The sequence below is a fragment of the Amycolatopsis sp. NPDC051903 genome, from assembly GCF_044452505.1.
GTDB lineage: Bacteria > Actinomycetota > Actinomycetes > Mycobacteriales > Pseudonocardiaceae > Amycolatopsis.
Window position 1 is genome coordinate 139,187 of the sequence record NZ_JBITBT010000023.1, and the last position, 14,066, is coordinate 153,252.

Consider the following 14,066-nt stretch of genomic DNA (forward strand, 5'->3'; position numbering starts at 1 on the left):
ATCGTCTGGATCCTCGGCATCGTCACCGTGATCAGCCTCAACCCGGGCTTCTCGCACGGCCTGAAGTGACGATCGGAGGCCGTACCCTGGGTGCGTGCCGAAAGCGCTGGTGGTGGCCGACGAGGTCGACGAGCGACTGTGGACCGGCGCGGTCCGCTCGCTCGCGGCCGGCCTCGACCTCGTCATCGGCGCCGGTGATCTGCCGTACGAGTACCTCGAGTTCCTCGCCAGCGCGCTCGACCTGCCGTGCGTGTTCGTCCCCGGCAACCACGACCCCGACCTGAGCGGTTTCACGCGCTCCGGCGGACTGTCCATGAAGGACGGTTTCCCCGCGGAGTGGCCCGGTCCCGCGGGCGGGATCAACGCCGACGGGCGCGTGGTCGACGTCGCCGGGCTCCGGTTCGCCGGGCTCGGCGGTTCGATCCGCTACACCGACGGGCCGAACCAGTGGACGCAGCGCCAGCAGTCGCGCCGCGCCCGGCTGCTGGAGCTTCGCGCGAAGTGGCGCCGCCGGCGCGACGGACGCGAAGTCGACGTGCTGCTCACCCACTCCCCGCCGCTGCACCTCTGGGACCGCGACGACCTCCCCCACCGCGGTTTCGCCTGCCTCCACCGCACGATCGCCCAGCTGCGCCCGCAGTGGCTGCTGCACGGCCACATCCACCCGCACGGCGAACCGGTGCCGGACCGCGTGGTCGGTCCCACCCGCGTGCGCAACGTGGTGGGCCACCGGATCATGGAGTTCCCGCGATGACCAGACCCACGGGTTTCCCGCGCGCCGACGCCGAACACGACTTCCTGCGCGCCCGCCGCCGCCAAGTCCTTTCGCGACTGTCGACGTGGCTTCGCCGCGAACCCGACGACGTCAACATCATGCTGCCGTTCCACGAAGTCGTCGACGCACTCGGCTACGCGGGCGAATCACGGCTCGGGCTGCGGGTGATCACCCTGGACTCGATCGTGGGCACGGTGGACCGCAGCCGCGACTTCGACCGCCGCTTCCGCCCGACGTCCGGGCGCGTGCGCGAACGCTGGGAACGGCTGGCGCTCGCCGCGCGCCGGGGCGAGGCGATCCCGCCGATCGAGGTGTACCGCGTGGGTGAACTGCACTTCATCGTCGACGGGCACCACCGCGTGTCCGTCGCCCACGCGCAGGGACTGTCCACAATAGAGGCTCAAGTCACCGTGGTGCGCACGAAGCTCAACCCGGCCGGGATCCGCTACCGCGGCGACCTGATCGTGAAGGACTACCGGCGGCTGTTCCTCGAGCGCGTGCCGCTGACGGGCCACGCGCGGGCGTCGGTGATCATGTCGGACCCGTGGAACTACGCGCGCCTCGGCGAACACGTCGAGGCGTGGGGCTTCCGCCTCATGCAGGACGAGGGCCGGTTCATCGACCGCGCGCGGATCGCCCAGCGCTGGTTCGACGAGGAGTTCACGCCCGTCACGGGCATGCTGCGCCAGGCCGACCTGCTCGGCGACCGCACCGACGCGGAGGCCTACATCTGGGTCGCGGCCGAACGCTACCGGCTCATCCGCACGCACCGCTGGGACGACGACGTGATCGAGGCGCTGCGGGCCCGCCGCCCGTGAGCCGAACAGCCCGACGAGCCGGCCTCAGGCCAGGACTTCGTGCAGCCAGCTGTACACCACCCCGGTCCAGACCTGCTGGCCCAGCCCCGCGCAGTGACCGTCGACGCCTTCGGCTTCGGTGAGTTGCACGAGGCGGACGGGCGCCTTCAGCGCGTCGCGCAGTACGGGGCCGCCACCGGCGGTGAAGTCGTGTTCGGATTCGATCAGCAGCGTGGGGCACGTGACGTCCGCGGCGTCGGCCAGCATCGTGTAGCGGCGCATCTCGGCGAAGTACTCGCGGACCGACGTGAGGCCGTGGGCCGCCATGCGGGAGCGGAAGAACTCGGCGCGATTGGGGTTCCGGCGCATCTGCGCGCGCACCACGGGCACCGCGACGAGACCGGCCGGGCCGCTGGGCACGCGCGAACCCAGGTCCGGTTGCGCGGGATCGCAGACGAGCGCGGCGAGGCGGTGCTCGGCCGTCGCGGCGCGCGGCGCGAGGTACCCGGCGAAGGAGCGGCCGACGAGCACCACTTTGGCCGGGTCCGCTTCCGGGCGGGTGAGCAGCCAGTCGAGCACGGGCGAGAGCACGTGTTCGAAGTCCGGCCGCAGGAACCGGCGCTGGGTGTAGAGCGTTTCGCCCTGGCCGGGCCCGTCGAAGACGAGCGCGTTGTAGCCGCGCGCGATGGCGGCGGGCACGTCGAGCCACCCGGCCTCCGAGGTCGAGTCGTAGCCGCACGGCAGGACGACGGTGGGCCGCGGCGTGCTCGACGTGTGCGGCGTGAAGAGGTAACCGTGCAAAGTCGTGTCCTCGTACGGGATCCGCACCGCTTCGGCGGGGTGGTCGAGGAGTTCCGCGGCTTCGGCGAACGCTTCGACGTGGCCGCGGTAGGCCGACTGCAACCGCGGGTCGTCGAGGTCCGAGCGCACGAAGAAGTACGACTGCCGGTGGTACTCGCTCGCCCGCAGGAACGCGTGCCGCGCGCCGACGCGATCTCCCGCCGCCAGCGCGGAATCCGCCGCCGCGCGGGCGCGATCGGCGGTGGCCGACCACGCGTCGTACCAGCCGCCGCCGGTGAGCTTGCCGACGCGGCGCGCGGTCGCGAACGCCTCGCCGAGGTCGGCCGCGTGCACCACGGCCGCGTTGAGCGTGCGCGTGAACTGTCCGTCGTAACCGGGATCGCGGAAGAAGACCTTCGCAGGGTCTGCCATGTCCGGTGAGTCGGGTGGCGCCAACCACCGTTACGGCGGCTGAAAAAGGCGGTCCCTTCCCGGCGCGCGCCGGGAAGGGACCGCTCACCCCCGATCAGTGCCTAGCCGTGCACCGCCGGCACCACGGCTTCGCCGCGGGGCGCGCCGGGGCGCAGCAGCAGGCCGGTGATCACCGCGCCGGCCGCGAAGATCACCGCGGCCCACGTGAACGCGGTGGTGTAGCTGTGCACGGCGGCCTGCGCGGCGAGCTGCGGCATCGGCGCGCGCCCGGCCAGGAACGACGTCGCGGAGTTGGCGGCCAGCGTGCTCAGCAGCGCCGTGCCGATGGACCCGCCGACCTGCTGCATGGTGTTCACCGACGCCGACGCGACACCCGCGTCGCGTAGCTGGACGCCGAACGTCGCGACGCTCATCGCCGGCGCCATCGACAGGCCGATGCCCACACCCATCACCATGAGCGGGCCGAGCACCCCGCCGGCGTACGTGCTGCCGACGTCGATCGCGCTGAGCCACCAGAGTCCGGCGGCGGCGATCAGCATGCCGGTGGGCACGAGCGGCTTCGGGCCGAAGCGCGGCAGCAGCACGCTCGTCGCGGTGGTCGCGGCGGCCATCAGCGTCGCGACCATCGGCAGGAAGCCGAACCCGCTCTGGATCGGCGTGAACTTCAGGTTCTGCTGCACGTAGAACGTGAGGAACAGGAAGATCGAGAACATCCCGATCGCAAGCAGGAACATCGCGAGGTACGACCCGCCGCGGTCGCGGTCGAGCAGGACCCGCATGGGCAGCAGCGGGTGCCGCACGCGCTGCTGCAGCACGGCGAAAGCCGCGAGCAGCACCACCCCGGCGCCGAGGAAGCCCCACACCGTCACCGAGCTCCACGAGTCGTGCTCGGCGTTGGAGAAGCCGTAGACCAGTGCGAACAGACCGGCCGACGCGGTGATCGTGCCGGGCAGGTCGAGCTTCGGGCGCGGGCCGTCCTGCTCCTGGCGGCGCAGCAACAGCGTGCCCCCGATGAAAGCGATGACCGCGAACACGATGTTCACGTACATGCACCAGCGCCAGTCGAGGTACTCGGTGAGCACCCCGCCCAGCAGCAGGCCGATCGCGGCGCCGCCACCGCCGATGGCGCCGTACACGCCGAACGCGCGGCCGCGTTCCTTCGGGTCGGTGAACGTCGTGGTCAGCAGCGAAAGCGCGGCCGGCGCGAGCAGCGCGCCGAAGATGCCTTGCGCCGCACGGGCGATCAGCAGCATCTCGATGCTGCTCGCCGCCCCGCCGATGGCGGACACCGCGGCGAAGCCCGCGAGACCGACCAGGAACGCGTTCTTGCGGCCGAACAGATCCGCGAGCCGGCCGCCGAGCAGCAGCAGGCTGCCGAAAGCCAGCGCGTACGCGGTGACGACCCACTGGCGGGCGTCGTTGGAGAAGCCGAGGTCGGCCTGTGCCGAGGGCAGCGCGATGTTCACGACGGTGGCGTCGAGCACCACCATCAGCTGCGCGAGGCCGATCATCACGAGGATGGCCCAGCGTCTGGAGTGGTGCGGATTGGCGGCGTGACTCGGTGCGTCTTCCCCAGGACGTTCGAGTGTGGCCGTGGAGTCAGGCATGGAAATCCCTCACGGTCGGTGATCGGAGCGCTATGTGGAGTAGGTCCCTCCCCTTACGCGAACCACCGTACACAAGAAACGGAGATGGTGCCTCGACTTCTTTTGGTAACCTGGGCGTCATGACACGGGACGCTGGTCCCGCCGCACCGGCGCGGCCGCTGCGGCGCGACGCCGAGCTCAACCGCCGGCGCATCCTCGAATCGGCCCGCGCGGTCTTCGGCCGCCGCGGGCTCGAAGCGACGCTCGACGACGTCGCCCACCACGCCGGCCTCGGTGTCGGCACGGTCTACCGGCGCTTCCCGAGCAAGGAGCACCTGGTCGAGGCCATGTTCGCCGAGCAGCTCGCCGACGTGGCCGACCTCGCCGAGGAGGCGCTCAAGGCCGACGACCCGTGGGACGGCTTCACCCAGTTCGTGTGGCGCACGGTCGAGCTGCACTCCACGGACCGCGGGCTGCGGGAGATCATGCTGTCCAAGGCGTTCGGGCACGAGCACGTCGCCGAGGTCAAGGCCCGGATGGTCCCGCTCATCACGCAGGTCGTCGAACGCGCGCAGGCTTCCGGTCAGCTGCGCGCCGACGTCGTGCCCACCGATCTGCCGCTGCTGCACCAGATGATCGGGTCGGTGATCGAGTACACGCACGTCGTCGAGCCGGGCCTGTGGCGCCGCTACCTGGCCCTGCTGCTCGACGGCCTGCGCGCCGACCCGGGCCGTTCGTCGGACCTGCCCCAGCCCGGCCTGGACCAGGAGGAGATCGACCAGGCCATGTGCGCCTGGCGGCAACCGAAGCACTCGCGCACCGACAACGCGTGAAGGGCCCCTCGGCGAACGAGGAGCCCTTCGGCGGAACCGGCGCCGATCACTCGCTGGGGATGATGGCCCAGAGGATCAGGTAGGCGACGAACTGCGGGCCCGGCAAGAGGCAGGACAGGAGCGCCAGCACGCGCACCTTGCCCGGCGTCGTGCCGAAGCGGCGGGCCAGCCCGGCGCACACGCCGCCGATCACGCGGTCGTGGCGAGGCCGGCTGAGCCTCTGGGCGACTGGTGCGGTCATCGTCTTTCCCCTCCCCGTTGGGTGTGTGACTCCATGGCACCACCGGCGCCGGCACCACCGCATCGCTCGTCGGGACGATTCGGCCCCCTAAGGGATCAAGGGCCCCAGCCGGGCGCCGGGCGCCACGCGCGGGACCCGCTTCGGGGTTCGGCGGGCTGACCTGCGGCGACGAGCGCGCCCGGTGTGGGATTTCCCTGTCAGGGCTGATTTTCGCGCGATTCGTGGTGATACTGCACCCCGTGCGTTCCCCACTCGGTCCCCTCTTCGCCGCACTCGCGCTGGTGCTGGCGGGCTGTTCCACCGACCCGGCGCCGGCGGCCGCGCCCGCGGCGCCTTCGCCGATGACGGCGACCTCGGCGCTCGGCGACTTCACCACGCTCGACTACTGCAGCCTGCTCGACGTTTCGCGCCTGCGCGGCGCGACGGCCGACGACCCCGATTCGTCGTTCACCGACTGCCGCGCCGACTTCGTGCGCGGCGGACGCTCGCACACGGTCGCGGTGGGCCCGCTCGCGGCCGACGCCGACCCGAACGTCAAGCCGTACGAGTACTCCGGGCCCCTGCCCGACGGCGTCTCCGTGCAGCAGGCCGGGTTCACGCCGGACAAGACGTGCTCGCGCGCGGTGACGTTCGCGGACGGCATCCGGCTCGCGGTGTCGGTGTCCGACGGCGAAGGCCTGAGCGCGAACGGGGATCGCTGCGGCGATGCCGACGCCGTCGTCGGCGGGGTCCTGGCCGCTGTGAGCGGCGGGCGGGTGAAGCACCACGAGTTCCCCGACCGCTCCTGGGGCCGCGTGGACCCGTGCGCGCTGCTGGACGTCCACGACCTCGACGCGATCAGCGGCGCGAACACCCAGCCGTCGGCCGGGCTGTCCGGGCACTCGTGCATCCGCGGCACGGTGAGCATCGACTTCGCCGTGCAGAAGCAGGTCCCCACGGGCGCGACGGAAACCCTCGGCGGCCGCACGGCGCGCCAGGCCACCGACGGCGCGTTCTGCCGCCTCACCACCACGCAGCCGTCGCCCTCGACCCCGGGCCGCGGTGAGCAGGCCGTGGTGAGCGTCGTCGACACCACGGGCTCGAGCGGTGCCGCCGCGTGCCCGGCCGCCCAGCAGGTGGCGGCGCTGGTATTCGCGAAGATCCCCTGACGACGGCGAAGGCCCCCGCCCGCGGTGCGCGAGCGGGGGCCTTCGTGAACCCGCGTTATTCGCTGTAGGTCAGGTTCCGCCCGTTCGACGGGTCGAACAGCTTCAGCTTGTCGGCGTCGAACCACAGCTCTAGATCCGCGTTCTCCTGCGCCCGCGATTCGGCCGAGAGCCGGGCCACGATCAGCGATTCGGCACCCGGCACGTCGGCGGAACCGCTGTCGGCGGCCAGTTCGGCGAGTTCGGTCGACGTGGCCACCTCACCCTCCACGGTGAAGTGCGCGAACTTCTCCGAGCCCATCGACTCGAGCACGTCGATGTGCGCGGTGAACGTGCCGCCCGAACCACGCTGGGCCGCGTCGACGAGCGCCGCGTCCTCGAAGTGCTCGGGGCGGATGCCCATGATCACCTCGCGCGGCGCCTGCGCGGCCTCGGCCATCCGCCGGATCCGGTCGGTGAGCGGCGTGGTGCCCAGCGCGCTGCGCAGTTCGCCGTTCTCCAGCGTCGCCGGGATGAAGTTCATCGACGGTGAGCCGATGAACCCGGCCACGAACAGGTTCGCCGGGTTGTCGTAGAGGAACTGCGGCGAGCCGATCTGCTGCACGTACCCGGCCCGCAGCACCACCACGCGGTCGCCCAGCGTCATGGCCTCGGTCTGGTCGTGGGTCACGTACAGCGTGGTCGTGCCCAGCTGCTTCTGGATCTTCGACACCGACGTGCGCATCTGGCCACGCAGCTTCGCGTCCAGGTTGGACAGCGGCTCGTCCATGAGGAACGCCTTGGGGTTGCGCACGATCGCCCGCCCCATCGCCACGCGCTGGCGCTGCCCGCCGGAGAGGTTCGACGGTTTGCGGTCGAGGTGCGCGGTGAGGTCCAGGATCTCCGCCGCCTCCTCCACCTTCGCCTTCACCGTCGCGTCGTCGACCTTCGCCAGCCGCAGCGGGAACGCCATGTTCTCCCGCACGCTCATGTGCGGGTAGAGCGCGTAGGACTGGAACACCATCGCGATGTCCCGGTCCTTCGGCGCCTTCTCGTTCACGCGCTGCCCGTCGATGCGCAGCTCGCCGGAGGAGATGTCCTCCAGGCCGGCGACCATGTTGAGCGTGGTCGACTTCCCGCAGCCCGACGGGCCGACCAGGATGATGAACTCACCGTCGGCGATCGTGATGTCCACTTCGGACACCGCGAGCGCACCGTCGGGGTAACGCTTGGAAACCTTGTCGAGGACGATTTCAGCCATGGCTCAGCCCTTCACCGCACCGGACGTCAGCCCCGCCACGATGCGACGCTGGAAGAACAACACGAAGATGATGATCGGGATGGTGATCACGACTGCGGCCGCGCTCACCTGACCCGTCGGGTCCTCGAACTGCGAGGAACCCGTGAAGAACGACAGCGCCGCCGGCACCGTGCGCGACGCCGTGGTGGACGTCAGCGAGATGGCGAACAGGAAGTCGTTCCAGCACAGGATGAACACCAGGATCGCCGTGGTGAACACGCCCGGTGCGGCCAGCGGCGCGATCACCTTGCGGAACGCCTGCGCCGGCGTCGCGCCGTCCATCTTGGCCGCCTTTTCGAGCTCCCACGGGATTTCCCGGAAGAACGCCGAGAGCGTGTAGATCGACAGCGGCAGCGCGAACGTGATGTAGGGCAGGATCAGGCCCGGCCACGTGTCGAACAGGCCCAGGTTCCGTTCTATGTTGAACAGCGGCGTGACGAGCGAGACCTGCGGGAACATCGCGATCAGCAGCGAGAGCCCCACGAGCAGCCGCTTGCCGGGGAAGTCCAGGCGCGCGACGGCGTAGGCCGCCATGGTGCCGAGCACCACCGCGATCACCGTGGAGATCACGGAGATGCCGATCGAGTTCACCAGTGCCCGCAGGAACTCCGTCGTCTGGAAGATGTCGGCGTAGTTCTTGAGCGTCCACTGCTGCGGCCAGAAGCTGCCGTCGGTGAGCGTGTCCTTCGTCTTGAACGACAGCGAGAGGATCCACAGCACGGGGATGAGCGCGAACGCGATCACCAGGACGTCGAGGGCGCCCCACGTGACCTTGCGGCCGGTGGTGGCCGTTGCGGTAGCCATCAGCGTTTACCCCCGTCGTCGCTGCCGGGTGCGGCGGTGCCGAACACCTTGATGAAGATGAACGCGATGATCGCGACCGTGATGAAGATCAGCACAGCCATGGTCGACCCGATCCCGAGGTTCAGGCCTTTCACGAGGTTGTCGTAGGTCATCATGGACACCGATCCGGTGTCCTGCGCGCCGCCGGTGAGCACGTAGATGTTGTCGAAGATGCGGAAGGCGTCGAGCGTGCGGAACAGCAGCGCGACGAGGATCGCGGGCTTCATCACCGGCAGCATCACCTTGGTGAAGCGCTGCCACGCCGAAGCCCCGTCCATCGCGGCGGCCTTCAGCAGGTCTTCCGGCACGAGCGCGAGGCCGGCCATCAGCAGCAGCGCCATGAACGGCGTGGTCTTCCACACCTCGGCGAGGATGATGATGAACAGCGACGGCCACTGCTCGGTGAGCGGAGCCGCGCCGGACGCCAGTGCGTTGGCGAGGTAGCCGGTGTCCGGCGTCCACGCGAAGTACCACGAGAACGCCGCGACGACCGTGACGATGCCGTACGGGATCAGCGCGACCGTGCGCACGAGCCCGCGGCCCACGAGCGTGCGGTGCATCAGCAGCGCGAGCGCCATGCCGAGCACGAACTCGATCGCCACCGACACCACGGTCAGGAACATCGTGGTGCCGAACGCGGTCCACCAGTAGGAGTTGGTGAGCACGGCGGCGTAGTTGGCGAAGCCGATGAACTCGTGCTGCGCCGGGAACCTCAGGTCGTAGCGCTGCAGCGAGAGCCAGATCGAGTAGACGATCGGGTACCCGGTCACCGCCACCATCACGAGGAACGCCGGGGCGCACAGCCACAGCCCCAGTCGCCGTTCGGCCTTCTTCCCCTCGCTCAGCGCGGGCTTGGGCTTGCGGTGGCTCACGACCTCGTGGGCGGCCGGTGCGCCGGTTTCGGTTTCGGCCGAGGGGTTCTGCACGGTCACGGGATCACTCCCTTCGACTGGAGCGCGTCGCTGAGCTGCTCCCGCAGCGTTTGCGCGGTCTGCTGCGGGTCGATCGCCGACGGCGGCGACAGGACCTTCGAGATCACTGTGGACGCGTTCTGGTACGCCGGGGAAAGCGGGCGCACGGCGGCGGTCTTGAGCGCGTCGAGGATGGTGTCGCGCATCGGGTACTTGATGGCCATGTTCGGGTTGTCGGCCGACGCCGGCTTCGACGGGTCGAGCGGCACGTCGTCGTGGTACACCGATTCGATGGTCGGCGGCACGCCGTCGTTGATGGCCGAGAACTTCTGGTTCTCCGCGCTGCGCAAGCACAACGCCGCTTCGAACGCCTCGGGCTTGTGCTGCGAGTACGGGCTCACCGCGAGGTCGTAACCACCGATGGTGCTCTTCGCGGGCATGCCCGCCTTGGCCTCCGGGTACACCGCCCACTTGAAGTGCGACAGGTCCTTCGGCTTCTCCTCGGCGTAGGAGGCGTAGACGAAGGGCCAGTTGAGCTCGAACGCGGCGTCACCGCGCTGGAACGCCTGGCGGACGTCGTCCTCCTTCTGGTTGGTCAGCGACGGGTCCGTGATGCCCGAGGACGCGACCTGCTTGAGCAATTGCAGCGCCTGCACCGCGCCGGCGTCCATCACCACGGACTTGCCGTCGTCGGAGAGGATGTGGCCGCCGAGCGATTCGACCAGCGTGTTGTAGATGACGACCAGGCCTTCGTACTGGGCGCCGGTGAACACGATGGCGTAAGGCTTTTGCTGCTGCTTGAGCTGCTGCGACATCTGCATCATCTCGTCCCACGTCTTCGGCGGGTTCGGGGTGATGCGGTCGTCGTACCAAAGCAGTTGCACGTTGGTGTTCTTCGGTGCGGCGTAGAGCTTCCCGTTGTAGGTGGCCGTCTCGAGCGGGCCCTGCAGCACGCCGGCCGACGCCGCGGCCTTGTTCTGCCCGGTCCACTCCTCGGCCCAGCCGGCCTCGGCGAACTCCGACACCCACGTCACGTCGAGCCCGAGGACGTCCATCGAGGTGTCACCCGCGGCGAGGCGGCGCGCCATCTGGATTCGCTGATCGTCGGCACCGCGCTGGAGTTTGTTGTAGACGATTTCGTAGCGCCCGTTCGCCGCTTTGTTGCAGTTGTCGACAACGGTCTGGAAATTGTCCTCGGGCGCGTAGTAGACGTTGATCTTCGTCCCGGAGTCCGTGCCGCACGCGGCGAGCAGACCCGTGGTCACCAATCCCGCCGCCAGCAGCGCGCCCGTCCGGGCGGGCGAGCGACCCCGTAGCCTCTTCTTCCCCATCGAACAAAAGCCTCCTCACCCGCGTGCACGCCGGTACCGTGAGGCCCCCAGGCATCACGGCGCGATGAGGCGAGTTCGCGCCAGCACCTCGACGTGCCAGTGCTCGGGCGGGCGCGCCGGTGGACGCGTCCGCCCGACTGGTGTCGGACAACCTATGCCGGGCGATCACACCCCGCAAGCATTATCGGTAACGATTAAGGCCCGTGCAGTGTGAAACGCCGGAATAAACGGGGTGAAGGGGTGCTGCCATTCGGGTGAACTGGCACGAATTCAGGACGCGCGCAACCGCAATTCGGCCGACAACCGGCGCCGAACCGGTCAGGCCGTGGCGGGCGGCGGCTTCAACGCGAGTTTCGAAAGGAGCTCACGGCCCTGCTCGGCGGTGCGCGGTTGGCACAGCACGTCGTAGCGGCCCGCCACCAGCTGGCTCGCGGACGAGAAGTCGCGGCGGCCCCGCGACATGCGGTACCCGATCGCGGAGAACAGCAAACCCGAAAGGACACCCAGCACGAGCCCGGTGAGCAACTGCAGCGCGAAGCCCTGGTTCACGAACAGCCCCAGCAACAGCCCGGCGAACAACCCGAACCACGCGCCGGACACCGCGCCGGCGCCCAGGACGCGGCTCCAGGTGAGCCTGCCGATCACGCGCTCCACGAGCATCAGGTCGACGCCCACGATCGTCACGTCGGTGACCGCGAAGGCGTTCTCCGCGAGGAAGTCCACCGCCCGCTGCGCCTCTTCGTAGGTGCCGTACGACCCGATCGGCCAGCCCGTGGGCGGCGTCGGCAGCCGCGGCGGCCCGGCCGGGCGCCCGCCACCAAAAGGACTGCTCACCATCATCACCTGCACACTCGTCCGGTCCGAGGGGTCCATCTTGTCAAGAACCGGCGAACCGTGCGAACCGCGTACTGGTGAATGCTGTTCACTCCTCCGGTGGGGCGGCCGGCCCGCCGTGCGATCAGACGTCCAGTCCCTTCGCGAAGTCCACGACGGCGTCCGCGAAGGCGGCCGGTTCCTCCAGGTGGCCGAAGTGGCCGCTGTGCTCGAAGATCACCAGCCGCGAGCCCGGGATGCCGTCGTGCAGGGCCTGGGCCCAGTGGACGCCGCAGATGACGTCGAAGCGTCCGACGAGGACGAGCGCCGGCACCCGGATCGTGCCCAGTACCGGGCGGTCGTCGAACAGTTCCGGGACGCCGGAAGAGGCGTTGCCCGAGATGTAGACGCCGCGGACCTGGTCCTGGAGCGGGCCGAACTCGGCGACGCGGCCGCGGAAGTCCGCGAAGTACGCGGGCAGGATGCCGCGGACGGCGCGCGTGACGTCCTCGTCGGACGACAGCGAGCCGAGGGATTCGAACGCCGCCAGCACAGCGGGCAGCCCGGGTTCGCCTTCGGAGCGGCGGACGTACTCCTGCAGCTGCCGCGCGAGCTCGGCGCCGTGCTCCGGGCCGACGACCGGGGCACTGTCGTAGAGCACGATGCCCGACACGCGGTCCGGGTGGGTCAGCGCGAGGCGCTGCGCCACGAACCCGCCGTGCGAGTGGCCGAGGAACAGCGGCTTCTCGAGCCCGAGGTGGTCGAGCAGCGCCAGCACGGCCTGCACGTAGCGGTCGCGGGTGTAGCCGTCCGGGTGCGTCGCGAGCCGGCTGGAGCCGCCGGTGCCGATGGGTTCGACGTACACGACGGTGAGGTGCTCCTCGACGGCCGGCATCCGCAGGTAGTCCCACAGGATGCCGGGGCCGCCGGAGTGGGCCACGCACACCGGGCCGGTGCCGTGGACGTGGTAGCGCTGCACGAGGCCGTCGAGTTCGACGGTGTGGGTGCCGGGGGTCAGGGTCACGGGGTTCCTCTCGGAGGAAGGGCTGGGAACACCCGCACGATGCGCGCCGGCCGCGGTTAGTTCGGCGCCCCCGCCGTGACGGTGGCCACAGGCGCGTGGTGCAGCCGCAGGTCGGTCACGCGCCCCTGGTCCCGGGTCATCAGCCACGCGACGCCGGGCGGGCAGTGCTCGGGGTCGTCGGGCGGGTTGATCAGGTCCATCTCCCACACGACGACGTCGCGGCCGGCCACCACGTGCACGGGCCGCTGGCGCACCCCCGCCGCGAGGTCGCCCTCCATGCCGCGCAGCAGGAAGCCGTGGCCGACGCCGCGCACGCCGGACGCGGTCAGCACCACGTCGGCGGACCACCGGTCGGCGAGGACCTTCGCGAATTCGCCGCGTTCGGCCGAGGCCAGGGTGTCGAGCGCGTCGAGCCGGCTGGCGGCGGCCAGCGCCCCGGCGTCCGCGTGGGCCGAGGCGGCCGTGGCGCGCAGGGCCTCGGCGAGCTGCGCACGGCCCTGGCTGAGCCGGCTGCGCACGGTGCCCACGGGGATCCCGCACGCCCGCGCGATCGCCTCGTACGACGTGACGCCGAGCGAGAAGTGCCGCAGCAGCACCACGAGCCGCACGGGCGGCGACAGCCGGTCGATCGCCTGCCACACCCAATCGCGCAGCGCGTGGTCGTCCAGGAGCTGCTCGGGTGTCGCGAGCGGCGACGCGGTGAGGTCCCAGCCGTCGGCCACCGGAATGTCGCGTGTGGACCGCAGACGGGCCCGGCAGGCGTTGCGCACCACCATCTTCAGCCACGCGCCGACCGCTTCGGGGTCGCGGACGTCGCCGATCCGCCGCACCGCCACCACCGCCGCGTCCTGCACGGCGTCGTCGGCGTCGGGGGTGTAGCCGAGGATCGCCAGCGCGACGGCGCGCATCCCCGCTTCGTGGCGCGCGAGCAGCACGCCGAGCGCCGTGACGTCGCCGGACTGCGCGGCGCGCGTCAGCTCGGCGTCGGAAAGCTCGCTCACCTGTCCAGAGTACGAGCGGTGCCCGGACGCTCCCACGTGAAGGTGACCACTCAGGACTTCGACTTGTATTCGCGCAGGAGGCCGCGGCTGATGATGGTCTTCTGGATCTCGCTGGTGCCCTCCCCGATCAGCAGGAACGGGGCTTCCCGCATCAACCGCTCGATCTCGAACTCCTTCGAGTAGCCATAGCCACCGTGGATGCGAAACGCGTCCTGCGTGACCTCCGCGCAATACTCCGACGCCAACAGCTTCGCCATCCCCGCCCCCACATCGTT

The 14,066-nt window shown here is 70.2% G+C and carries 15 protein-coding genes; 4 read left to right on the plus strand and 11 right to left on the minus strand.

Going from position 1 to position 14,066, the window contains the following annotated elements:
* Positions 1-94: 94 nt before the first annotated feature.
* Complete coding sequence (locus ACIA77_RS34915) at positions 95-754, plus strand: metallophosphoesterase (RefSeq protein ID WP_395890315.1); 660 nt, start codon at positions 95-97, stop codon at positions 752-754.
* Entirely contained in the window at positions 751-1,593 is an 843-nt protein-coding gene (locus ACIA77_RS34920; RefSeq protein WP_395890316.1) for a chromosome partitioning protein ParB, read from the plus strand. Before ACIA77_RS34915 ends, ACIA77_RS34920 begins: the two co-directional genes overlap by 4 nt.
* A gap of 24 nt (positions 1,594-1,617) precedes the next feature.
* Here ACIA77_RS34920 and ACIA77_RS34925 read toward each other — a convergent pair whose 3' ends face one another.
* Both ACIA77_RS34925 and ACIA77_RS34930 read right to left on the minus strand, forming a co-directional pair.
* A complete protein-coding gene (locus ACIA77_RS34925) occupies positions 1,618-2,784 on the minus strand; it encodes an alpha/beta hydrolase family protein (protein ID WP_395890317.1) in 1,167 nt (388 codons plus the stop codon).
* 101 nt (positions 2,785-2,885) lie between these two features.
* Entirely contained in the window at positions 2,886-4,391 is a 1,506-nt protein-coding gene (locus tag ACIA77_RS34930; RefSeq protein WP_395890318.1) for a DHA2 family efflux MFS transporter permease subunit, read from the minus strand.
* Positions 4,392-4,510: 119 nt separating this feature from the next.
* Between ACIA77_RS34930 and ACIA77_RS34935 the strand changes: the two genes are divergently transcribed.
* Entirely contained in the window at positions 4,511-5,203 is a 693-nt protein-coding gene (locus ACIA77_RS34935) for a TetR/AcrR family transcriptional regulator (protein WP_395890319.1), read from the plus strand.
* Positions 5,204-5,249: 46 nt separating this feature from the next.
* Here the strand turns inward: ACIA77_RS34935 and ACIA77_RS34940 are convergent, their stop codons facing one another.
* Positions 5,250-5,444: a PspC domain-containing protein gene (locus ACIA77_RS34940; RefSeq protein ID WP_395890320.1), complete on the minus strand. Its 195-nt coding sequence runs from the start codon at positions 5,442-5,444 to the stop codon at positions 5,250-5,252.
* A 239-nt stretch (positions 5,445-5,683) separates the two neighbouring features.
* On the opposite strand from ACIA77_RS34940, the gene ACIA77_RS34945 reads away from it, so the two are divergent.
* On the plus strand, positions 5,684-6,592 hold the full coding sequence (locus ACIA77_RS34945) for a hypothetical protein (RefSeq protein WP_395890321.1): 909 nt from the start codon (positions 5,684-5,686) through the stop codon (positions 6,590-6,592).
* A 55-nt stretch (positions 6,593-6,647) separates the two neighbouring features.
* Here ACIA77_RS34945 and ACIA77_RS34950 read toward each other — a convergent pair whose 3' ends face one another.
* The 8 genes from ACIA77_RS34950 to ACIA77_RS34985 form a co-directional block, all read right to left on the minus strand.
* Entirely contained in the window at positions 6,648-7,829 is a 1,182-nt protein-coding gene (locus ACIA77_RS34950) for an ABC transporter ATP-binding protein (RefSeq protein WP_395890322.1), read from the minus strand.
* Between the two features lie 3 nt (positions 7,830-7,832).
* A complete protein-coding gene (locus tag ACIA77_RS34955; RefSeq protein WP_395890323.1) occupies positions 7,833-8,672 on the minus strand; it encodes a carbohydrate ABC transporter permease in 840 nt (279 codons plus the stop codon).
* Positions 8,672-9,583: a carbohydrate ABC transporter permease gene (locus ACIA77_RS34960; RefSeq protein ID WP_395890336.1), complete on the minus strand. Its 912-nt coding sequence runs from the start codon at positions 9,581-9,583 to the stop codon at positions 8,672-8,674. Before ACIA77_RS34960 ends, ACIA77_RS34955 begins: the two co-directional genes overlap by 1 nt.
* Positions 9,584-9,639: 56 nt before the next feature.
* Positions 9,640-10,953 carry an ABC transporter substrate-binding protein gene (locus ACIA77_RS34965; RefSeq protein ID WP_395890324.1) on the minus strand — a complete coding sequence of 438 codons (1,314 nt, stop codon included), beginning with the start codon at positions 10,951-10,953 and terminating at the stop codon, positions 9,640-9,642.
* A 318-nt stretch (positions 10,954-11,271) separates the two neighbouring features.
* Positions 11,272-11,793, minus strand: a complete 522-nt coding sequence (locus ACIA77_RS34970) for a general stress protein (RefSeq protein WP_395890337.1) — start codon at positions 11,791-11,793, stop codon at positions 11,272-11,274.
* A 118-nt stretch (positions 11,794-11,911) separates the two neighbouring features.
* Complete coding sequence (locus ACIA77_RS34975; RefSeq protein WP_395890325.1) at positions 11,912-12,790, minus strand: alpha/beta fold hydrolase; 879 nt, start codon at positions 12,788-12,790, stop codon at positions 11,912-11,914.
* A 56-nt stretch (positions 12,791-12,846) separates the two neighbouring features.
* Entirely contained in the window at positions 12,847-13,791 is a 945-nt protein-coding gene (locus tag ACIA77_RS34980; RefSeq protein WP_395890326.1) for an RNA polymerase sigma factor, read from the minus strand.
* A 50-nt stretch (positions 13,792-13,841) separates the two neighbouring features.
* The coding region (locus ACIA77_RS34985) for an acyl-CoA dehydrogenase family protein (protein WP_395890327.1) at positions 13,842-14,066 on the minus strand (225 nt) is incomplete at its 5' end.